The following is a 21,490-nucleotide window of genomic DNA, read 5'->3' as shown; positions in this document are numbered from 1 at the left end:
ACAATCCTACTCTATTTCACTCAGAACTTCTATTTTCATAAAATGCGACATATTTTCAACAAGATTGTTATAACCTCTAAATATTTGATGTGCATTATTTATAGTTGAGGATTCTTCAAGTAATGAGCCTGCCATCAAACATGCCATTCCTGCTCGCAAATCCTTAACACTCATTGTAGCTGGCCGAATTTCACTCAGTTTCTCAATAGGATTTATTCTTATAAGGTTATTATCTATCGACAAATCAAATCCCATTTTTCTTATTTGATACACATAATTTAGTCGCTCTGGATATACCGTGTCTTGAATAGTACTCGTGCTATTAGCCATCAGTAACATAATGGCATATATAGGCTGTAAATCTGTAGGAAAATGTGGAAACGGTGCTGCGATAATATCTACACCATTTAGCGAGCTGTTTTTACCATAAAATTTAATTAAATTTTTATCGCTATCATACTCCCATTTAGCCCCAGCATTTGTAAGCTTTTCTAAGGGTTTTTTAATATTATTAGTATCGCCCGTGTTAATGTTAGTTATAGTAACATTTGTTTTATACAAATATGCCATCGTAGCATAAGTCATTGCCTGAATACGATCATAAATAATCTCAAACTCACAACCTTTAAGCTTTGTAACTCCATCAACCTCAACTTTACGACTATTTGTATCAAAATTTATATTTGCTCCACACTTATTTAAATAATCAATAAGCGTAACAACCTCTGGCTCAAGAGCAACATTTTCTAAGATTACTTTAGAGCTTCCAATTACAGCATACATGATGAGATTCATCGTAGCGCCAACAGATGGAAAAGGCATTTTGTATTCTGCATTTTTTTCTTCTTTATAGATAACCTCAATAAACTCATCACCTAAAACCACTTCAGCACCTAATGCTTCAAGCCCCTCAAGATGTATATCAAAAGGTCTTTTTTCACTAAAACTACAGCCTCCTGGAAAACCAATTTTTACACGACTTTTTTGCTTTAGCATCGCTCCTAGAAGCATTAGTGAACAACGAGTTTTTGATGTTTGATTACCACATAACTCTAACGTATCCTTTGTAATTTTACTTGTATCTATAGCTACATTTTCACCTTTCTCAACAACTTTAGCGCCTACACTTTCTAAAATCTCTTTAGCTCCTTTATAATCAAGTAAAGTAGTTGGAACATTTGAAAAAACTGTTTTTGAAGCAGGGATTAAACCTGCAAAGATAAGATGTAATAGAGCATTTTTAGCCCCACTAATATTAATAGTTATATCGTCAGCTATATTATCTAGCTTTTTTACTCTTATTGCTTTCATCTTTTACTCTCTTTGGTTTTCTATCTGCATAAGGGTTTTCAGATTGCTTAAATTCAAATGCTATTGGTGTACCACGAAAATCTAATGCTTCACGATAAAAATTCTCAAGATATTTCTTATAAGAATGAGGCAGTTTAACAACCTGATTACCATGAATAACAATCAATGGAGGGTTATGGCCCCCTACATGAGCATACTTCAACTTAATACGAAACTTACCAACTACTGGAGGATTGTGCGCATCAACAGCCAGTTGCATCAGCCTAGTAGCATCTGCTGTAGTTATTTTCTTCGTTGCGCAAGCATAAGCTGTTTCTATTGATTCAAATATATGTCCAACATTTGTACCATGTAACGCTGATATAAATAAAATATCAACATAATCTTTTAAGAAAAACAGTCTTCTATCTAACTCTTTCTTAACAAAGGCACGATCTTCTTCGCTCATACCATCCCATTTATTGACAGCCACAACTATTGCGCGACCATTTTTAACTGCGAAATTTATTAGGCTTAAATCTTGCTCAGAAAGTCCTGCTCTTGCATCAATCACAGCTACTACTACATTCGAGTTTTGGATAGCTTTTAAAGTTTTGATAACTGAGAATTTCTCAAGAGTCTCATTTATACGACCTCTTTTGCGCACTCCTGCTGTGTCAATAATTGTGTATTTTTTACCATGTCTATCAAATGGAATGCTAACACTGTCAATCGTTGTACCTGGCATATCATACACAACAACTCTATCTTCACCAAGCATACGGTTTGTAAGAGTTGATTTACCTACATTTGGTCTACCAATTAATGAGAAGTGAATGCCATGGCGTTGCTCTTCGCGATGTTCTTCTGCTTGAGTGTAATCTTTATAGTATGCATCAAGTGGTTTTTTCAGATACTTATCGATTAATTTCTGTGTATTTCTACGATGAGCTGCAGAAATAGCAAAAACCTTGTCAAAGCCGAAGCTATAAAAATCAGACATCGCTGCTTCTTCTTCAACACCATCAACTTTATTGACTACTACGACTACTTTTTTGTTTTTTTGACGCAACAAATCAGCGACATATTCATCACCACTTGTAATTCCAGAACGGCCATCAACAATGAAAAACACTAAGTCTGCTTCATCTATAGCCATTTCTGATTGTCTTGCCATAAACTCATCAAAGCCGACATCATTATCAGAAATACCACCTGTATCCACTACAAGATAGTCAAGATCATCATATTTCGCTTGACCATATTGGCGATCTCGTGTAACACCCTCAAAATCAAAAACAAGAGCATCACGCGAGCTTGTCATTACATTAAATAAGGTAGATTTTCCAACATTGGCTCTACCTACAATCGCTACTAAAAAAGACATTCAGTTTATTCTTAAATTTTTCTTATTTATATACCACAATAGTACTCTATTTGGGTATTTTTATAAAGTAATATTAAATCAGACAACTATTTCACTTCAAATTAAAATGTCTACCTGGCAAATATAATGACTCAATAAACTAAATATGGTATCTTAGTACAAAAGATAATTACTAATATAAAACAATGAGAATTACCGACAATAGCTTCGTTAAAATGCACTTTAAATTTCGTTTAAAAGATGGAACCATAGCAGAGGATACTGAAAATTATAACAGACCTTTTGTATTTCAAATGGGTCAAGGATGCTTTACCGATAAGGTTGAAAATGAACTTATAGGTTCTGAAATTGGTGACAGTAAACGAGTCGTGTTAATGCCAGATGAAGCTTTTGGTGAAAAACATCCTTCTAGTATCTACTCTGTACCTAAAAAAAGATTCCCTAAAGATATGGAGCTTGAAGAAGGTTTAATAGTTTCTTTCAGTCAAAAAGATGGTTCTAAACTTCCTGGTCTTATTACTGAAATCGAAGAGTTTGATGTAACTGTGGATTTTAATCACCCATTATCTGGGCAAATAATAGTTTTTGAATCTAAAATCTTAGAAATTGCTGAAAATGAGGGAGAAATAAGTGAAGATATTATTAGCTAATCCTCGTGGTTTTTGTGCAGGAGTAAGCAGAGCAGTTGAAACTGTTGAAAAAGTACTTGAGGTTGAAAAAACTCCTGTCTATGTGAGGCACGAAGTTGTTCATAATAAGGTTGTTGTTGACTCCTTGAAGAAAAAAGGTGTAACTTTTGTAAAAGAGATTGATGAAGTTCCAAATGATTCAGTCTGTATATTTAGTGCTCATGGAGTATCTTTAAAAGTAGAAAGTGAAGCCGCAAAAAAAAATCTAGTACTATATGATGCAACATGCCCACTAGTAACAAAAGTTCATAGAGGTGTAAGACAAGCTAGCAACAATGATGCTGAATGTGTCTTAATTGGGCATAAAGGGCATCCTGAAGTACAAGGCACTATGGGACAATATCGCAGTACTGAAGGAGCTATTTATTTGGTTGAAAGTGAAGAGGATGTCTCAAAACTACAGATAAATAATCCCCAAAACCTTTACTACGCAACCCAAACTACTCTTTCAGTTGATGAGACACAAGGCATTATAGCCAGCTTAAAAAGCAAATACCCAGCTATAAAAGGACCTAAGAAAGAAGATATCTGTTACGCAACTCAAAACCGCCAAACAGCTATCAAGTCAATGTTAAATGAGATTGATGTACTTGTAGTCGTTGGATCACAAAACAGCTCCAACTCGAATAGACTTAGAGAGCTTGCTAGTAATGAAGGTATTGACGCTTATCTAGTTGATAATGTTTTAGATATAAATAAAATTTGGTTTGATAATAAAAAGTCTTGTGGTGTGAGTGCTGGTGCATCAGCTCCTGAATATTTAGTTCAAGATATTATTACTAAAATATCTCAAGTGTGTAATGGCAATGTTCAGGTTGAAGACTTTGACGGTATTAAAGAAGAAGTTTACTTCCCACTGCCAAGATTATTAAAACAGAAACTTGTAAAGGTGTAAAATGCAAAGATCTATTCGAGGTGCTACAACTATAAACAATGATAGTAAAGAACTAGTTATAGATGCTACTATAGAGCTTTTAAATGAAATTATCTCCAGTAACTCAGTGGATTCTAAAGATATTGTAAATATCATATTCACGACTACTAATGATATATCTTCAGAATTTCCAGCTGTTGCTGCCAGAAAAATAGGCTTAACAACTGTCCCATTACTAGACTGTCAACAAATGAAATGTAAAAACTCTTTAGCTCTTTGCATTAGAGTAATGTTGACTTATAATACAAATAAAACTCAAGAAGATATACAACATATTTATCTTCGAAAAGCTAAAAACTTACGACCAGACTTATTAAAATAAAAGGATTCCTATGTGGTTATTAGAAAATATTGATATGAAGAAATCTAAGTACATCCTGCCTAGCTTGTTTACCAGTGCAAGCCTACTTTTTGCTTTCCTAGCAATTATCTCAGCTTTTCAATCACACTTTGTATCTTGTGCTGTTTATATGCTTTTAGCTGGATTTGCTGATGCTTTTGATGGCAAGGTTGCTAGATACACCCACACTCAGACTGAATTTGGTGCTGCATTAGACAGTCTTGCAGATGTTGTTTCATTTGGAGCTACTCCTGCTTTAGTGATGTACTTTTGGAGCCTTCATAGACTAGGTTCAGTTGGTGCAGCAATAGCATTTTTATATTTATTGGCAGTTGCTCTTAGATTAGCGAAATTTGATACTATGTCTATTAAAGATATAACAGAAGATTCTGCTATAGAAAGAAGGAAGTATTTCTATGGAATGCCGTGCCCTGCTGGAGCAGTAGCCATATCAGGCCTTATTTGGCTAGGACAAAGAACATTTATTGGGCACTATGATTTCATTACTGTTAGCTTAACTGTATTTACAGCTCTTTATTTAGCATTTGTGATGATTAGTGATATCAAGTTTAGAAGCTTTAAAGATAGTGATGGCAAAGGCAATATAAGCAAACTCTATGTAGTTTGTTTCATGCTTATTATTCTAATGCTTTTCACTATGCCTGAGAAATTACTATATTTACTAATGATGGGTTATGCTCTATCAGGACCTATAACACACTACAGGCATAAAAATAAGACAAAAAATAACGATTTAAATGAAGCATCAAGCGTTGATGGTAAAAAAATTGTTGATATAGAACCTTAAAAGCTTATTCTCTAACAGTAAATTCAGAACCATTAGTTGGATTACCTTGATTATTTTCTATTTCTGCTGCTACGCCTCCAGGCTGCTGTAAAGGCCCAGGCTCTGTAGAATCCATGTTTTTCACTGATGAAGGAGGAGTTTGATAACCAAATGAATCTCCACTCTCAGTAGTACAAGATACAATTGCAAAAACAACCATTAAAAATATTAATCCTATTATTTTTTTCATATGACTTCCTAAAAACTATAAGGTGAATACTAAAATAATACCAAATATGTATCAAATGTATAGCCAAATATAAATGGATTATTTATAATAGTCTCCCTCAAAATGACTATCAATTTTTTCAAGTAAGTATTCATATAGCCTAGGTGCAACTTCTTTTAGATATTTATTCCTTTGCAAAATTTTTGTTTTAGAAACATTAAACTTTTTCCATGTTCCCCCAGCATTTGCGAAACTTTGAAAGGCAGGAACTATTCTATCTATAGCATTTGCGAACTTTGCATCATTTGTTTTAGCTTCTTCGTATTCAAGCCAAATATCTTTAAAATATTTCCTTTGATCTTTAGGTAGTAAATCAAGTAATCTATCTAAAGCCTTTAACTCATTAACCTGTTGTTCTGCTAAAATTGCATTTGAAGCAAAGGCAAATGTATCTCCTGCATATATTTCAACAATATCATGTAAAAGAAGCATCTTTGTCACATGAGCAATATTAATCTCAACACTAGCATACTCACTTAAAATATTTGCTACTAAAGCTACCTGCCAACTATGCTCGGCCGTATTCTCATTACGGTTATTATCACATGGAATCCAAGTTTTTCTGTAAACTGATTTAAGCTTTTCAAGCTCCACTATAAACTTGACTTGTTGGTCTAAATTATTCAAAGATTATGTTTCCATAGTTTAAACATTCCATCTGCAACTATTCTATTTGCTTTAGCTGTAGGGTGACAGTAATCCCAGCATAAGTACTTCTCTGGATCTGCTATTATCTCAATATCATACTGAATATTACCTAAAGAATCTGCACCACCATAACTATCCACACATACATCTGTAGTATTTTCTAAGCCATATTTATCTGGATTATCGCCACAATCATTAAGTAAGGTATAAAAATCAAAAAGTTTAATATTTACTTTAGGAAAAATTATTTGTAGGTCTGCTATTCTATTACGTAACAAGCCATTCTGTAGATTGATATTCACCTGTAAGTATGATCTAAAAAATTTACCAACCCAGTTAGTAAGATAATCCTTATAGGCTGGGGCTCTTGTTACATCTGGAATATTCCAAACAATTATATTTTTTGCACCCATCTTAATAGCTTTTCGAGTTATTTTACGCAAGTCACGAGCTACTCTTAATTTCGCTGTAACATTTATGTATGGAATTTCAGTATAAATAGTGAACATGAAGTTGTTTGCCCCACCATTTATTACAACAAGGTCATCTTCTTTAAAGCGCCCCTCTTCATTTTCATACCTTGTAAGCTGCTCAGAAACTGGAAATGCATGGTTTTTAAGTAAAGATGTTGGATTTGAACCATGAGTAAAAGCTCCACCGATAGCGTAGTTTTTATGATCCACAAACTCCACACCCTGATCTTTAGCTATCAGATTTGCTAAAACTTCTGTTGATACCAAACCATTTGAGAATCTCCCGTCATGATATGGCTTTCCAGGCACACCAAGAGTTTTAATAACATTACCTGTATCTAATAGACTATCACCAAACACTACTAATCGCTTAATATCCATAATCATTCCTTATATTCAAAAAAGTTAGCCATCCAGTGACCTATAACTAAACTGTTATCTCTAATTCTTAAGCTCTCTAATGCATGCTGGAATTCATTTTTAATATCATCTTGATACTCTTTTATTAAAGCATGATTATGCACTTTTAACATCTCAGGGTGTGCTTGTATTCCAAATATCTGATTATTAACACAAAACATCTGCACCTGACAATAATCACTTGTTGCTATAAGCTCAGCCTTTTCAGGTAATCCTATTACCATATCCTGATGATAAAAAAGTAAGCTTAAATAGTGATGGTATGGTTCCATCCAAGGCTTAGTAGCTGTAACTTCAACATTTCTTACACCAACTGCAAAACCCTTTTCTGAACGTTTAACAGCCCCACCTAATGCTTGGGCTAATATCTGATGCCCAAAACATATCCCTACTATTTTTTGCCCATTTTTATATATCTCTGTAATTACCGATTTTAATTTTTCTATCCATGGTAGATTATCAAAAGCTGTTGCTTTACTGCCTGTTATTATAAAACCATCATATATACTATAGTCTTTAGGATATTGCCCTTCTGTAACATCATAGGTATCAAAATCTATAATAAGCGAAAGCCTAAAAAATAAATTAGCAAACATTTCTGGGTAATTTCCACCAGCAACACCTCGGCGATGTTTAGGAATATGATCTGTTTGTAATATAGCTATTTTCATAATTTACTTTATCAGTGCATCAAATAATAACTGTTTAAATTCATCAGTTATTTCAAATGAATAAGTATAAGACTTAGATCCAGCTCTAGCACCTTTGATTCTTAAGATGTTATCATCTTTAGATATGTTTTTTATACTAATAATATCCATTTTCTCATTATCAATAATTTCTGCTTTTCGCTTCCAGTTATCTCTATATCTAGTAATCGCCGACCTATATGATCCAGAAATTTTATTCGCCAAAGCTTTTTCTACAAACTCATGAGCTCCCTCTGGCATCTCTTCAGCAAATTTCTTTAACTCATAAAGAGTTCTAACATCCTCTATGACACCATTATCAGCCAATGCACGAATATTACTTTTAGCATCAGCAATTTTAAGACGCATTGAAATCCAACTAGCTTCACGGCCAAGTACTTTCGCTATCTCAGCTTTTTTTACATTTTTTTGCTCAATCAAATCTCTTAACGCGTCAGCCTCTTCAAAAGGTGATACACCTTCTCGCTGATCATTCTCTAAAAGCTGTAACAAAAGTATACTAGCATCACTTTCTTCTTGGCGAACAATACAAGGTATAGTTGCTAATCCAGCTTGCTGTGATGCTAAATATCTTCTTTCACCAGCAATAATATAATGCGTACCATCATTTTTCTTTGCAGTTACAATAATTGGCTGTATTACACCATTTTCTTTGATACTTGCAGCTAATGACTCAATATTCTTAAAAGATTTCCTTGGCTGATTAGCATCAGGTTTGACAAGACTTAATGGTAGTTCAAAAAATTCGCCAACTCTACTTGCTTGCTCATTAAGCTCTTGTAATTGCATTGCACGAAGAATATCCTTTTTTTCTTGCCCTACAGTATCGTGAACTTGTTTATTAACTTTTCGATTTGCTAATGAAATTTTCTTTGCCATTTATTTATCTCCAAAAAATTCTACGACTTCTCTAGCAAGCTTTTTAACTTGAATATGTACTTTAGAACTTTTTGCATAATGTCCAATATACTGACCTTCTGATTCTGCTTCGATAAATTTCACACTTTGTGAAACATAGCTTTCAAAAAAATGTCCATCCGCCTCAAAAAAATCCATCAAACTTTTCGACATATTAGATTGCATCTGCACTCGATTTGCAAAAAACCTGTATGGTTTATCAGCAGTTAGAGCAAGATCTTTAGCTTCTATAAGTCCAGATAAATCCATACCACTTGGTGAACATGGAATCACTACCAAATCTGATAATAAGGCTGACTTTAAAGCTGCGGTCTGAAAATTTGGTGGCGTATCAATAACTATGAAGTCTAGTTCAGGTTTTAACTCTTTAACTTTCTCACGAATATTTTTCTCATCAAGATTATAAACAAAACTAGTATCTTCACTATTTTTTGTCATCCACATATAAGCATCTGGCTTATCTTTATCCATATCTATAATTGCTACTTTATATTTTAAGTCACTAAGACCACATGCAATATTTATCGCAGTTGTTGTTTTACCTGACCCGCCTTTTTGTTGTAGCAACGAAATTACTTTTGCATCTTTTTGCATTTTGAAACCTTAAAACCTGATAATTTGTTTTCTAACATTAGATTAATTACAGAAATTATAATCTATATTTACAAGCTATAAAACTAACTTTTGTATATTAGCTATTGAAAGCTATAGTATTTTCTTATATTTTATAAAAGAACCATATAAAGTTAGAACACTCTTCTTATAATTTTGAATTCTTAAGGCAAAAAATTAAATGGCAAAAAATTTAGTAATCGTGGAGTCTCCTGCAAAGACTAAGACTATCAAAAAATATCTTGGCAATGATTTTGAGATATTGGCATCTTTCGGTCATGTTCGTGAAATTCCATCAAAAAACACCTCAATTGATGTTGATGATAAGTTTAAAATCAAATTCACAATCAATGACAGAAGTAAAAAGCATATAGATGCTATAAAAAAAGCAGCAAAATCTGCTGACAATATATATCTTGCTACCGATCCAGATAGAGAAGGGGAAGCTATATCTTGGCATGTTCAAGAAGTTTTAAAAAATGCAAAGCTTCTGAAAGACAAAACAGTCTATAGAGTTACATTCAATGAAATCACAAAATCTGCTGTTTCAACTGCTATAGCAAACCCAAAAGAATTGTCTATGGATCTAGTAAACGCTCAAAAAGCTCGACAGGCTCTAGATTTCTTGGTTGGTTTCAACTTATCTCCACTACTTTGGAGAAAGATCACATCTGGTCTTTCTGCTGGTCGTGTTCAAAGTCCTGCTTTACGTATGATTGTAGAACGAGAAATTGAAAGAGAAAGTTTCATAAAAAAAGACTACTGGAGCTTAACTGCAGAGACTTTTAAAAAAAGAAAAATTCTAGCAAACCTAACAGAGTTTAATAATAACAAAATAGAACAGTTCTCATTTACAGATGAAAAATCTGCCGAAGATGCTAAAACAACAATAATCAAAGATGCAAATGGTGAGCTAACTGTTGATGGAATTACTGAGAAAAAATCTCGTAGAAATCCATATCCTCCATTTATAACATCTACACTTCAACAGGAGGCTTCTAAAAAGCTAGGTTTTAGTGCAAAAAAAACAATGTCTACAGCACAAAAACTTTATGAAGGTAAAGACTTAGGTGACGGCGAATCTGTTGGTTTAATCTCATATATGAGAACAGACTCTACAAACTTATCAAACGATGCATTAGACGATATCCGTGGCTATATTGAATCAAAATACGATAAAGGTATGCTACCAGCTAAGCCCAGAGTTTTTAGTAAAAAATCACAAAATGCTCAAGAAGCCCATGAAGCTATTAGAGTAACTGCAGCAAATAGAACACCTGCTGAGATGAAAAACCATCTTACAGCTGATGAATTTAAGCTTTATAGCTTAATTTGGAATAGAACTATCGCTTGTCAAATGAAGCACGCTACTTTAAATAGTACTGCTGTTGATCTTATCACTGAAAATAACAAACATAAATTTAGAATTACAGGTACTGTGATTGTTGATGCAGGTTTCTTAAGCCTCTATAATGTCGAGAAAGATGAGGATGAAAAAGACTCTGACGAAGAGCAAACTTTACCAAAATTTGAAAAAGGTGAAAAAGTTAAGCTTAAAGACATCATCACAAAAGCTCACTCAACAGAGCCTCCTCCTAGATATACAGAAGCTTCTTTAGTAAAAGCTCTTGAAAAGCATGGTATTGGTCGCCCTTCTACTTATGCATCGATTATTTCTACTTTACAGCAAAGAGAATATGTAGAGTTAGAGAAACGCCGTTTTGCTCCTACAGACAAAGGTCGTGTAGTAAACAAATTCTTAACAGAATATTTCAAGAAATATGTTGAATACTCTTATACAGCAGGCCTTGAAAAAGAACTAGATGAAATAGCTCACAACAGTAATGACTACCTGAGTGTCCTAACAGCATTTTGGGAACCGTTTAAAGCTAGAATAGACAAGATTGCAAAAGAAGTAGATCGTAAAGATGTAGTTGCGGAAGAGTTAGATGAAGATTGTCCAGAATGTGGCAGTAAGCTATCTTCTCGTTTAGGTAAAAATGGTCGATTCATTGGTTGTACAAACTACCCTACATGTAAATATACTCGTAGAGTTGATGCTGACGGTAACGAAGTTGAAAAAGAAGAGCCTGTAGTTGTTGAAGATAGAAAATGCCCTAAATGTGAATCTGATTTACATATTAAGCAAGGTCGTTATGGTAAGTTTATTGGTTGCTCAAACTACCCTAAATGTAAACATATGGAACCCCTAGAAAAACCTAGAGATACAGGTGTGACTTGTCCTAAGTGTAACAAAGATACTATCGTTGAGAAAAAATCTCGTAAAGGTAAAGTCTTCTACGCTTGCTCAGGATTCCCTAAATGCAAGAATGCTTATTGGTATCCTCCGATTAAAGAGTCTTGCCCTAAGTGTGATTCTCCGATACTTCTACATAAAACTACTAAAAAAGATGGTGAGCAAAAAGCTTGCCCTAATGTTGGTGAGTGCGGATACGCTGTCCCTTGGGAAGGTGAGTAGTTTCACAAACCGATAAATAATCTAATTATCTAATCACTAAAACTCTTACTAGTAAAAGATATTGATTCAGTAGCAAAAGCCTTTTAAGCTTGTTAAATTTTTGCTACTTATTAGTTTAAGGAAATTGAAGCTTCGACTATACTCAGCCATCTTGTTTCTTTTATTAATACTTCTGTTAGTAACTTTCTTACTAAGAAATATCCTAATCGAAAGCATTTTCAATATCTTCTAAACTTTTTCCAGCAGTCTCTGGTACAAATCTTTTCACAACCCAGAAGTAGACACTTGAGCATATAAATAACACTAAAAATAGCATGTTATAACCAAAAATCTCACCGACTCTCAAAAAATAACCAATAAAATAAAATGAGAACAACATCGAAATAATGCCTGCCATAAAAATACCGATCATTCTCACACGATTTGGTAATAGCTCATTGATAAGTGTAACAATTACACCACAAGGCCCAAAAGCTAATCCAGAGATACAAAGAGCTAACATTAAAATCGCAATGATATAACTATATTCAAAAACCGGTAAGCTATAGACTACAAACAAAGATAACATACTAACTAACGCTAGTTTAAGCCCAAAGAATATAACCTTTTTTCGCCCCCATCTATCAATATATAAAATAGTAAGTATGGTAACTAAAAAATTAATCCCTAATAAAAAGAAATTAGTGAAATGAGCCACACTAAGGTTTGAGGTTAATGGAACTATGAGCATTTCTGATGAAAATACTATAAAATTAATTCCTGTAAGCTGGTTTAATATTAAAAGAACTGTAACAAGCATTACTGGCCAAACATCTTTACCTATCAATAACTTTTGCAAAAAACTTTTTGGCTTATGATCTCTTAAACTCACACGAATATCATCAATATGTTTTTTAATTTCCTCATCGCTTAGACTAGTCTGTGTTTTTTGAATAACCTCATAAGCATCATGAATGCGTTTTTTAAGAACCAACCATGTTGGGCTAGCTGGAAGTAAACAAGCCATTATTAACAAGATTATGGAGAATGATAAAGTAAGGAAAAGGTACTCTCTCCAAGTTAAAGCCTCTTGAAAGAAAAATACTATCAAACCTGATAAACACATTCCAGCAGTCCATAAAAGCTGAAATAATGCAACATATCTACCTCTTTTTTCTGGCGGTGCTATTTCTGTCATATATACGGGAAAAGCATAAGTACAGAGTAGTATAGCAGCTCCCTGTAACAGCCTAGATGCAACTAAAACCTGATAACTTTCTGCGCAAACAAACATATATGTACCGACAATATACATAATTACAAAAAAGAGAATAACTACTTTTCGACCAACTTTATCAGCAGCTAACCATACTAATTTTGCTAAAATACCACCTAAAAAAACCAGACCAAGCAGTATAGATAATTGGTGTGAATCAAGTTTAAATTGATGTCGGATTTCATCACCAATACCTCCAACAATTGCCAAGGCATAACCACCTATGACCGCAGCTATAAGATATACTGTCAAAATATATTTAAAACTATACCTAAAATCTAAATTTAGCTTCATGATTTAGTTCCTACTTTTAAATCTTTATATATCGAATCAATCAAACACGCATACTTACCTGACTGAAAAGTCTTACCACTAAAAACTCTCGGATAAATAATTGGTGAATGTACACTGTTTGTCATAATGACTATACTAATTTTATTTACTGGATCAAATATAAAACATTGTCCCGTAAAACCGGTATGTCCTATTGTTTGGTTGCTACACAACTCTCCAAAAGAATTTCTAGTCCTACGGCCATTAGCTGTCCAAAAACCTAGAGCAAATGTTTTATCTATAGCACATTGTTCACTAAACCTTGCTACAGTTTTCTGTGAAAATAGTTCATTATCTTCAAAAAGTAATTTTGATAATTTACTTATATCATCAATAGTTGAAAAAAGCCCTGCATGACCGGCAACCCTACCCATTGAGTAGAGTGCTTTCTCATCATGTACTTCCCCTCTTAAAGTATGTGTTTTTATGTTTGCGAACTTAGTATTACCTAAGTTTGTATGTCCATCAAGCTGGGTTGCTACAATCTCATCACTATTATAATCATTATCAAGAGGATCAAAACATGTATTTTTGAGGTCTAACTTTTCATATATATGCTGCTCAACAAACTTATCTAAGCGCTGATTAGTAATAGTTTCAATTACTAATCCTAGTATCTTCATTCCTATATCACTATAAATACAATACTTGTTTGCTGAATGTTGTGGCTTCATCTTAGTAGTTAAAAACTTTATAGTCTTATCCCTATCTTGACTAAAAAGTTCTCCAGCCTCACTTTCATCATAGAAATTAAATGCTGGAGCTAAGCCTGATTTATGACTAAGTAAATCACGACAAGTTGGGATATAATTAGTACCTTCAAATTTAAAATTGCTTATATAGCCATCTATTGGTAAGTCTAAATCCACTAAATTTCGTTCATATAGATACATCAATGCATAAGTTGTAGCAAAAATTTTAGTCAAAGAGGCTATATCAAAAAGCATATTCTCTTTTAAAACCTGTGGACTATCTAGCTTTTGCCCACAACTATTATACTTATAACTAAATCCGTGACTTTTTTGATATATATTTTCTCCACGATGGCATATATTCACAGCTATCCCGCTGAAACCATAATCAATATCATGATTAATTATTTTTTCTAATTCTTGAAATTGCACTAATTTGGAAAGATTAGTTTTATGATAATAGACATTATAACTATAATGTAATCAATTTTATAATAAAATATGTGAATATTTTAAGTGCTGACTCGGCCTTTCCACGGCACATGCATCAATCGTTACCGTTGCTTCCTTCCGGATCTGGCGGGGTTCACAACCTATCATTGCGTGGGACCAAGACAGCAAGCACTATAATACTAGACAAATAATGAAATTACAAGGCTCTTCTAGAGCACTTATTAAAGTTTTCGTAAAACAAAAAACTTAAATCAATCTAATCAACGAATGAGATTTATTCAGCGACATTTTTATAGTAAAATAAATTTTAAAATCTGTAAATATCTCTAAGCATGAAAAAATTCTTACTATCTACTTTAGTACTGTCATCTATACTTGCATTGACAAGCTGCAATACTACAAAAGAAGATCCTCTTACTTTTCCGACTATAGAGCCATGCTCTGTAAAGCTTATTGATTCAAAAGAGTCGTATATCTGCATACAAGAGCAAGAAGGTATTGATCTAATAGAAACAAATGTTAAGTTTGACAATAATAGCTTCACACTTGATGAAGAGTCTAAAAAAATATTATATAAGCTCTTTGCTTACTTAAAGTTAAGTGGTAGTCCAGCAATTACGATTCGTGGCTATACAGGGAAAGTCGATTCAAAACTAATACATGATAAAGAATTGCTTGTAGAGCATGATATTCGCTTATCTAAAAATAGAGCTATAAGTGTAAGAGAATACCTCGTGAACAAGGGTCTTAATTCAGAAAGCATAACTATTAAAGCTCTTGGTTACCAAGACCCTATAGCACCTAATGACTCTAATGAAAACAGAGCTTTAAATCAGCGAGTTGAGATTACAGTTAAGAGTAAACTACTTGAGCAAATAGACAATATTGAGGGTAGCCTAAAACATGTAACTCCTTCAAACTACAAAAAATTCTTCTCTAATGTTTATCTACTAAATGAAGATCAAGATAAAGACATAGCTCAAATCTATGATAGTCGAGAGAAGCGTCCCGTACTAGCTAGTGGCTTTAAGATATTTGCAGATAAGGAATACCCTATAAACTTCAATAATGAACCATTCATAGTGGTCACAAAACCAAAGCTACTAGAGTCTTTTAATGAAGATAAAAAAGTTTATCGTCTAGGCACTGCTAGCTATGATTATACATTCAAAGGTATCACTGCTTTAACAATAAAAAATCTTTCAAGAGAAGCAAATGTAGGTGACTATATTGGCCCAACAGATCTTTTATCAAAACCTCTTCCAGAAAAAACTTTTAGAATGAAAAGCAAGATAACAGGTAATGTGATGGAAGATGTAATGAATACAAATACTTTCTCATCGACCTATAATACTGTATTAATTAATAAAGGTACTGCTGATGGCTTAGAACTTGGAGCAGAAATGCTCTTATATGAGCCAGAATCTCGTACCGATGGTTTTCCAGTTCCGCCTAAATTTACAGGGTATGGCTTTGTTTATCGCCAATCTGAACATTACTCTCTTGTTATCATTATAAACTCCCTACAAGAGATTAGCAGCAAATCTATGGCTACAACTATCTTATAATGCATAACTCCTCTAAAATAGCTCTAATACTTTCATGCACCCCCTACTTTGGGCCAAGAAAATTTATCTTAGCACTAGAGAATTCGATAAACTTTAATGAACTTATAGAAAACCCAAAAAGCTTTAGAAAACAACTCGCTTTAAGAGATATAAGTATTGACTATCTAACCGAAAAAAAATATTTAACATATTTAGATAAAGCAAATAAATGGTTAGAAGATTCAAACCATAATATAATTTCATACTTTGATGATAATTATCCTAGTGACTTAAAAGAGTTATCTGACCCTCCAATTCTTTTATACTGTGTTGGTGACATTTCATTACTTAAAAATATGCAATTGGCAATCGTAGGCTCAAGAAATTATTCTACTTATGGTAGAAATGTCACAGATAAGATCATATCTAATCTGACTGAATCTAAAATTACTATTACCAGTGGTTTAGCTTTTGGTATTGATACGCTAGCTCATCAGCAAGCCTTAAATAATAACCTAAAAACTATCGCTGTAATTGGTACTGGTGCTGACATCATTTATCCTTCAAATAATAGAAAATTACATTCACAGATAGCAACAAATGGATTGATAATCTCAGAGTTTCAGCTCGGGGTTGGACCATTAAGGCATAACTTCCCTCTAAGAAACAGAATAATCAGTGGTTTAAGTAAAGGTGTTTTAGTTGTTGAGGCAGCAGCAAAAAGTGGTTCCCTAATAACAGCAAATCTTGCATTAGAACAAAATAAAGATGTTTTTGCTGTTCCTGGTAGTATATTTAATATTACTAGCGAAGGTTGCAATACCCTTATCTCGCAAGGAGCTAAAGTTGTAACTGATGCTAAAGATATAATTTCAGAGTTATGTGCTAATGAATTAACAATCCAAGAAGATATTTTCATTAACACACAAGCAAACAATTTTTCAGAGCAAGAGAAACTAGTGTTTGACTCTATTGATAGCAAGCTAACAACTATAGATAATATCATCAACTCAACTAAGCTAAATTATTCTGAAATAACACAGATTCTTTTTGAATTAGAAATGCAGAACCTTATCCAATCAGCTCCTGGTGGATATACCAAGTAAAACCTCTATTTTCGGACCTAACAATGAGTATCAAAAAAATAAATTCCTACTTCCAGCTTAAAGAAAACAACTCATCTATTAAGCAAGAGTTATTAGCTGCTATCGCATCTTTTTTAGCTATTTCATATATTATTGTCGTAAACCCTAAAATCCTGGCTGCTACAGGAATGCCTACAAATGCATTAGTAACAAGCACTATCTTAGTATCTGCCTTCGGTAGTATTTTAATGGGGATTTTTACACGAAATCCTTTTATAATCGCTCCAGGTATGGGAATGAATATATTCTTCTCATTTACTGCTGTTAAGATATACCACTTACCTTGGCAAACTGTTTTAGGTGCAACCTTCTGGTCTGGAATAATATTTAGTTTATTAGTGATTTTAAATGTACGAACTAAAATAATGCTAAGCTTACCAAAATCTATAAAGCAATCATTAGGAGCCGGTATAGGGCTATTTATAGCTTATGTTGGCTTAATAAATAGCGGTTTTTTAACTTCTAATGGAGGTATGCTGACACTTAGTGAAATCTCAACCCATACAGTTTTATTCCTAATTTGTTTATGTACACTACTAATACTCCATATTAGAAAAGTTCCTGCAGCAATCATTTTAGTCATCATCTTAGGATGCACTATAGCTTTACCACTTGAGCATTTTTCAGGACAAGAAATCATAACCTTACCTAATCACATTATTAGCTTTCCAGACTTTTCACTATTTGGTCAAATAGACTTTTTAAATGGACTGAAATTTGCAATATTGCCAACTATTTTTACATTTTGCTTCTTAAGTTTATTTGATGGTACTGGTACAATATCTAGCCTTTATGGAAGTATGAATAAAGAGCATAATCATAAAAGTAAAGAGCTTAAAAAAACTTTCCTTGTTGATTCAACATTAGCATCATTATCTGGAATTTTTGGCACAAGCCCAACAACTGTTGTGGTTGAATCTGGCGTTGGTATTGCTCAAGGTGGTAAAACTGGACTGACTGCAATATTTGGCGGCTTGATGTTTTTACCATTTTTATTTCTATCACCATTAATAAGTGCTATCCCGATAGAGGTTATATCTCCGGCTTTAATCTTGATTGGAATCATGATGATGCAACAAGTATATAAGGTTCAATGGGATGATTTTTCTCAAGCAACCCCAGCATTTTTTACTATTTTAATGATGACACTATCATCATCAATATCAACAGGTATAGCTTGTGGTATATTAGTTTGGTTTATTGTTTCAATATTTTGTAATAAAAAAGAGCTAAATCTAACAGCTAGTATAATAACAGTATTCTGTCTTATAATGTTCTTACATGCTTTAAACTCTTTTTAGGTCTAGACCTTAGTTTTAAACTTCCATTTTTTTAGGAAGAATAAATGCTAATGGGAGGCAAAAAAGTAAAATAATGATAATTATGCTTAGAGAATATTGATAATCAACAATTGTATTATACCCATCATCAAGGTGTGCTGTAAATAAGGTCAAAGCATAACCAATAAGTGGCAGTAAAATTACTGCGGCAAGATTATTAACCATATTTACACCAGCAGTACTAGAACCTGATGTCCCAGCAGGAGAAAGAACTTTTGCAATTGTGAAAGTAACTGCCTGAGGGCCTGCCATTGCACCTAAAAGCAAATAAAGGACTATAAATAAGTTCCTTTCAAGAGTAACAAACAACAATATTGCTAATAATAATGCTGATGATGATAAGCTTAAAATAAGCAGTAATCTAAACTTATTAGTAAAAGCAGATAAAACACCAAAAAAACCAAAACCTATAGCCGCTCCCATAAATAAAAAACCGTTTAAATGTGATGCTTCGGCTTGACTAAGTCCTAATTTTATTTGTATAAAACTGACACCCCAGAGCGAACCAAGTACATTGATAGGAATAAAAATACTTGCACCGATAAGACTCGCAGCCCAAAACTTAGGATTTTTAAAGATTATCATCACTTTTTCTATGGTTCCTTTAAAACTTATTTCACTATAGTGATCAAATTTTTGGACATGCTTAGGATTATCTCTTATGAAAATAAATACAAGTATTAAAAGTGCTAGACCGATATATGTGAAAACTTCATTAGCATGTATCCAGCCCAATGTATCTACAAGGTTTGCTAAAACTACATCTGTAATAAGACCACCTAATATACCTACAATTGTTGCAATACCAATGAAAGTTGAGAAAAACCTCTGAGGTAACCACATACCAGCCATTTTAGCAGCACCTACAAAGCCAAATGCCGAACCTATACCCATTAAGATTCTTCCAAGAAATGCTACTTCATAATAACTTGTTGCTGAAAATAAGTAATTCCCTAAAACACATAAAGCAGTCGCAACACCTATAACTATTTTTCTATTATATTTATCAATGATGACACCAGCTGGAATCTGCATAATAGTATAAGCGATAAAATAGGCCGAAGATAGCCATCCAATATTAGTAGCATTTATTTTAAAGGCAGTTTTTAACTCTTCTGTCATAGCTCCAGGAGCTGCACGAATAAAGAAATCATAACTATAATTTAAAGTTGCAACAATGCAAATAAACCAGGCTGTAGCGATTAATATTTTGGTTTTAGGCAGATGTGATTCTGGCATTTTTCAGTTCTATAATATTTTGTATCAAATGATTCTAACAGACAGATAGCTTAGCCTCAATAATTAAAAATGCTTTAATACTACTGAACTTTTTATCCTTCATAAATCATTTTAACTAAAAAACTTCACACCTAAAGCAATTAATAGATACAATATTTATAATAAGATACCTCCTTAACATCAAAATGACTAAGCAACTAACTCGTAAAGAACGCTATAAAACTATAGCTATAATAAACTTAGGAGCTGTTTTAGAATGGTTTGAATTTTGTTTATATGGCTACTTAGCAACATATCTTACTATTTTATTTTTTCCCAAAGAAGATCAGGCTGTAGCATTAATTTCGGTATTTGGGATATTTGCTGCTAGCTATATTATGAGACCTCTAGGAGGTTTCTTCTTTGGATCAATTGGCGATAGGTTGGGTAGAAGTTATGCTATCAAACTTAGTATGATGCTAATGTGCTTACCAATGCTAATTATGGCACTAATGCCAACTTATAGCTCCGCAGGTATCTGGGCAATTGTTATTCTAGTTTTTGCAAGAATGCTACAAGGGTTTTCTGTTGGCGGTGAGTATACCGGGATATTAGTAGCATTAGCAGAAAGTGCTTCTCCCAAGCATAAAGGTTTTACCACGGCCATAGCTGGCTTAGCATCACAAGCTGGTGTCATATTAAGCTCACTAACTGTTGGCTTATTAGCAAGTATACTTACAAATGAACAAATGCTACATTACGGCTGGAGAATAGCTTTTGGTACTGGATTTATCTTGGCAATAGTATCTACAATCTTACAAAAAAAAGCTCATGAATCACCAGCATTTGAGGAATTAAAGGAGAATAATGTTATTTCAAAATCTCCTTTAAAAGATGCTTTAAAAGGTGCAAAACTACCGCTTATATGGACATTTACTCTAACAGGATACGTCGGTATAGCTTACTATATGATGGCTACTTATTTACCAAACATATTAATTTCAAATCGAGGCTTTGATGCTTCATATATTATGTATATTACTGCTATGGTATCTATAGCTTATGCCGTTGTATCTCCAATTTTTGGTTGGATGTCAGATATATGGGGAAGAAAACCTTTATTATATATACCTATTTTCACACTACTAGTACTATGCTACCCACTCTTTTTCACATTTATACATGGTGGGTTACAAGCTATCTTAATTGCTCAAATAGTTATGGCTATAATTATTTCAGCAATGACTGCAGCCTTTCAAATTACTGTTAGTGAATTATTTCCTACTGCTCATAGATATAGTGGAATGTCTGCAGCATATAACCTTGGCAATGCTATATTTGCTGGTACTACCCCGATGATTGCAGTATGGTTAACCCAGTCATCAGGGTCTGAATACGGTGCCTGCATATATCTTGCTGTCTCATCAATTATAACACTATTGTTAATTAGCAAAATGCCAGAGACCAGATCATCAAAGGATCTCTCTTAAATCTTTATTGCAATAAACACCGTATATCAATAAAATACCAT

20 protein-coding genes and 1 other RNA gene are annotated in these 21,490 nt (G+C 33.3%); 9 read left to right on the top strand and 12 right to left on the bottom strand.

Going from position 1 to position 21,490, the window contains the following annotated elements:
• Positions 1-6: 6 nt before the first annotated feature.
• Positions 7-1,311: a UDP-N-acetylglucosamine 1-carboxyvinyltransferase gene (locus CDH04_RS01740; protein ID WP_112869391.1), complete on the bottom strand. Its 1,305-nt coding sequence runs from the start codon at positions 1,309-1,311 to the stop codon at positions 7-9.
• Entirely contained in the window at positions 1,280-2,677 is a 1,398-nt protein-coding gene (der, locus tag CDH04_RS01735; protein ID WP_112869390.1) for a ribosome biogenesis GTPase Der, read from the bottom strand. The genes CDH04_RS01740 and der overlap by 32 nt, the downstream gene beginning before the upstream one ends.
• Positions 2,678-2,862: 185 nt before the next feature.
• On the opposite strand from der, the gene fkpB reads away from it, so the two are divergent.
• From fkpB to CDH04_RS01715, 4 genes are read left to right on the top strand one after another with little or no spacing between them, the layout of a single operon-like run.
• Positions 2,863-3,327 (top strand): FKBP-type peptidyl-prolyl cis-trans isomerase, encoded by a 465-nt coding sequence (gene fkpB, locus CDH04_RS01730; protein ID WP_112869389.1) that lies wholly within the window; start codon positions 2,863-2,865, stop codon positions 3,325-3,327.
• The gene (gene ispH / locus CDH04_RS01725; protein WP_112869388.1) at positions 3,308-4,261 is read left to right on the top strand and encodes a 4-hydroxy-3-methylbut-2-enyl diphosphate reductase; all 954 of its coding nucleotides are present in this window, start codon (positions 3,308-3,310) and stop codon (positions 4,259-4,261) included. The genes fkpB and ispH overlap by 20 nt, the downstream gene beginning before the upstream one ends.
• A 1-nt stretch (position 4,262) precedes the next feature.
• Positions 4,263-4,622: a chorismate mutase gene (aroH, locus tag CDH04_RS01720; protein WP_112869387.1), complete on the top strand. Its 360-nt coding sequence runs from the start codon at positions 4,263-4,265 to the stop codon at positions 4,620-4,622.
• A gap of 10 nt (positions 4,623-4,632) precedes the next feature.
• A complete protein-coding gene (locus tag CDH04_RS01715; protein WP_162699177.1) occupies positions 4,633-5,448 on the top strand; it encodes a CDP-alcohol phosphatidyltransferase family protein in 816 nt (271 codons plus the stop codon).
• 4 nt (positions 5,449-5,452) lie between these two features.
• Here the strand turns inward: CDH04_RS01715 and CDH04_RS01710 are convergent, their stop codons facing one another.
• The 6 genes from CDH04_RS01710 to CDH04_RS01685 all read right to left on the bottom strand — a co-directional run bounded on the left by CDH04_RS01710 (position 5,453) and on the right by CDH04_RS01685 (position 9,479).
• Positions 5,453-5,677, bottom strand: coding sequence for a hypothetical protein (locus CDH04_RS01710; protein WP_112869385.1), 225 nt, complete (start codon positions 5,675-5,677; stop codon positions 5,453-5,455).
• Between the two features lie 78 nt (positions 5,678-5,755).
• Entirely contained in the window at positions 5,756-6,343 is a 588-nt protein-coding gene (locus CDH04_RS01705; RefSeq protein ID WP_112869384.1) for an HD domain-containing protein, read from the bottom strand.
• The gene (locus CDH04_RS01700; RefSeq protein WP_112870857.1) at positions 6,340-7,221 is read right to left on the bottom strand and encodes an SGNH/GDSL hydrolase family protein; all 882 of its coding nucleotides are present in this window, start codon (positions 7,219-7,221) and stop codon (positions 6,340-6,342) included. Before CDH04_RS01700 ends, CDH04_RS01705 begins: the two co-directional genes overlap by 4 nt.
• Positions 7,221-7,928 carry a glutamine amidotransferase-related protein gene (locus tag CDH04_RS01695; protein WP_112869383.1) on the bottom strand — a complete coding sequence of 236 codons (708 nt, stop codon included), beginning with the start codon at positions 7,926-7,928 and terminating at the stop codon, positions 7,221-7,223. Before CDH04_RS01695 ends, CDH04_RS01700 begins: the two co-directional genes overlap by 1 nt.
• 3 nt (positions 7,929-7,931) lie before the next feature.
• Positions 7,932-8,846, bottom strand: a complete 915-nt coding sequence (locus CDH04_RS01690; protein WP_112869382.1) for a ParB/RepB/Spo0J family partition protein — start codon at positions 8,844-8,846, stop codon at positions 7,932-7,934.
• A complete protein-coding gene (locus tag CDH04_RS01685) occupies positions 8,847-9,479 on the bottom strand; it encodes a ParA family protein (protein ID WP_112869381.1) in 633 nt (210 codons plus the stop codon).
• Positions 9,480-9,678: 199 nt separating this feature from the next.
• On the opposite strand from CDH04_RS01685, the gene topA reads away from it, so the two are divergent.
• Positions 9,679-11,976 (top strand): type I DNA topoisomerase, encoded by a 2,298-nt coding sequence (gene topA / locus CDH04_RS01680; RefSeq protein ID WP_112869380.1) that lies wholly within the window; start codon positions 9,679-9,681, stop codon positions 11,974-11,976.
• 202 nt (positions 11,977-12,178) lie between these two features.
• Here the strand turns inward: topA and CDH04_RS01675 are convergent, their stop codons facing one another.
• The 3 genes from CDH04_RS01675 to ffs form a co-directional block, all read right to left on the bottom strand.
• A complete protein-coding gene (locus CDH04_RS01675; protein ID WP_112869379.1) occupies positions 12,179-13,525 on the bottom strand; it encodes an MFS transporter in 1,347 nt (448 codons plus the stop codon).
• Positions 13,522-14,688, bottom strand: coding sequence for a serine hydrolase (locus CDH04_RS01670; RefSeq protein WP_112869378.1), 1,167 nt, complete (start codon positions 14,686-14,688; stop codon positions 13,522-13,524). Before CDH04_RS01670 ends, CDH04_RS01675 begins: the two co-directional genes overlap by 4 nt.
• Before the next feature lie 86 nt (positions 14,689-14,774).
• Positions 14,775-14,872: signal recognition particle sRNA small type (gene ffs / locus CDH04_RS01665), an RNA gene on the bottom strand.
• Positions 14,873-15,041: 169 nt separating this feature from the next.
• On the opposite strand from ffs, the gene CDH04_RS01660 reads away from it, so the two are divergent.
• Genes CDH04_RS01660 through CDH04_RS01650 form a run of 3 tightly spaced genes read left to right on the top strand, consistent with a single transcriptional unit; the run spans position 15,042 to position 18,702 of the window.
• On the top strand, positions 15,042-16,277 hold the full coding sequence (locus tag CDH04_RS01660; protein ID WP_112869377.1) for an OmpA family protein: 1,236 nt from the start codon (positions 15,042-15,044) through the stop codon (positions 16,275-16,277).
• Positions 16,277-17,362, top strand: a complete 1,086-nt coding sequence (gene dprA, locus CDH04_RS01655; protein WP_112869376.1) for a DNA-processing protein DprA — start codon at positions 16,277-16,279, stop codon at positions 17,360-17,362. The genes CDH04_RS01660 and dprA overlap by 1 nt, the downstream gene beginning before the upstream one ends.
• 23 nt (positions 17,363-17,385) lie before the next feature.
• Positions 17,386-18,702, top strand: a complete 1,317-nt coding sequence (locus CDH04_RS01650; protein ID WP_112869375.1) for an NCS2 family permease — start codon at positions 17,386-17,388, stop codon at positions 18,700-18,702.
• A 15-nt stretch (positions 18,703-18,717) separates the two neighbouring features.
• Here CDH04_RS01650 and CDH04_RS01645 read toward each other — a convergent pair whose 3' ends face one another.
• Positions 18,718-19,980 (bottom strand): MFS transporter, encoded by a 1,263-nt coding sequence (locus CDH04_RS01645; protein WP_112869374.1) that lies wholly within the window; start codon positions 19,978-19,980, stop codon positions 18,718-18,720.
• Between the two features lie 185 nt (positions 19,981-20,165).
• Between CDH04_RS01645 and CDH04_RS01640 the strand changes: the two genes are divergently transcribed.
• Positions 20,166-21,449, top strand: coding sequence for an MFS transporter (locus CDH04_RS01640; protein WP_112869373.1), 1,284 nt, complete (start codon positions 20,166-20,168; stop codon positions 21,447-21,449).
• Positions 21,450-21,490 lie beyond the last annotated feature (41 nt).

The sequence above is a fragment of the Francisella adeliensis genome (assembly GCF_003290445.1).
Classification (GTDB): Bacteria; Pseudomonadota; Gammaproteobacteria; order Francisellales; family Francisellaceae; genus Francisella; species Francisella adeliensis.
Note: the sequence above shows the minus strand (reverse complement) of the source record. Positions and strands in the feature narration are given on the sequence as shown.

What these genes read in the sequence shown, in the direction of transcription:
- der (WP_112869390.1), bottom strand. Translation starts at nt 2,677, where the DNA reads ATGTCTTTTTTAGTAGCGATTGTAGGTAGAGCCAATGTTGGAAAATCT.
- CDH04_RS01690 (WP_112869382.1), bottom strand. Translation starts at nt 8,846, where the DNA reads ATGGCAAAGAAAATTTCATTAGCAAATCGAAAAGTTAATAAACAAGTT.
- CDH04_RS01710 (WP_112869385.1), bottom strand. Translation starts at nt 5,677, where the DNA reads ATGAAAAAAATAATAGGATTAATATTTTTAATGGTTGTTTTTGCAATT.
- CDH04_RS01695 (WP_112869383.1), bottom strand. Translation starts at nt 7,928, where the DNA reads ATGAAAATAGCTATATTACAAACAGATCATATTCCTAAACATCGCCGA.
- CDH04_RS01740 (WP_112869391.1), bottom strand. Translation starts at nt 1,311, where the DNA reads ATGAAAGCAATAAGAGTAAAAAAGCTAGATAATATAGCTGACGATATA.
- CDH04_RS01685 (WP_112869381.1), bottom strand. Translation starts at nt 9,479, where the DNA reads ATGCAAAAAGATGCAAAAGTAATTTCGTTGCTACAACAAAAAGGCGGG.
- CDH04_RS01650 (WP_112869375.1), top strand. Translation starts at nt 17,386, where the DNA reads ATGAGTATCAAAAAAATAAATTCCTACTTCCAGCTTAAAGAAAACAAC.
- CDH04_RS01640 (WP_112869373.1), top strand. Translation starts at nt 20,166, where the DNA reads ATGACTAAGCAACTAACTCGTAAAGAACGCTATAAAACTATAGCTATA.
- CDH04_RS01660 (WP_112869377.1), top strand. Translation starts at nt 15,042, where the DNA reads ATGAAAAAATTCTTACTATCTACTTTAGTACTGTCATCTATACTTGCA.
- CDH04_RS01715 (WP_162699177.1), top strand. Translation starts at nt 4,633, where the DNA reads ATGTGGTTATTAGAAAATATTGATATGAAGAAATCTAAGTACATCCTG.
- topA (WP_112869380.1), top strand. Translation starts at nt 9,679, where the DNA reads ATGGCAAAAAATTTAGTAATCGTGGAGTCTCCTGCAAAGACTAAGACT.
- CDH04_RS01645 (WP_112869374.1), bottom strand. Translation starts at nt 19,980, where the DNA reads ATGCCAGAATCACATCTGCCTAAAACCAAAATATTAATCGCTACAGCC.
- dprA (WP_112869376.1), top strand. Translation starts at nt 16,277, where the DNA reads ATGCATAACTCCTCTAAAATAGCTCTAATACTTTCATGCACCCCCTAC.
- aroH (WP_112869387.1), top strand. Translation starts at nt 4,263, where the DNA reads ATGCAAAGATCTATTCGAGGTGCTACAACTATAAACAATGATAGTAAA.
- fkpB (WP_112869389.1), top strand. Translation starts at nt 2,863, where the DNA reads ATGAGAATTACCGACAATAGCTTCGTTAAAATGCACTTTAAATTTCGT.
- CDH04_RS01675 (WP_112869379.1), bottom strand. Translation starts at nt 13,525, where the DNA reads ATGAAGCTAAATTTAGATTTTAGGTATAGTTTTAAATATATTTTGACA.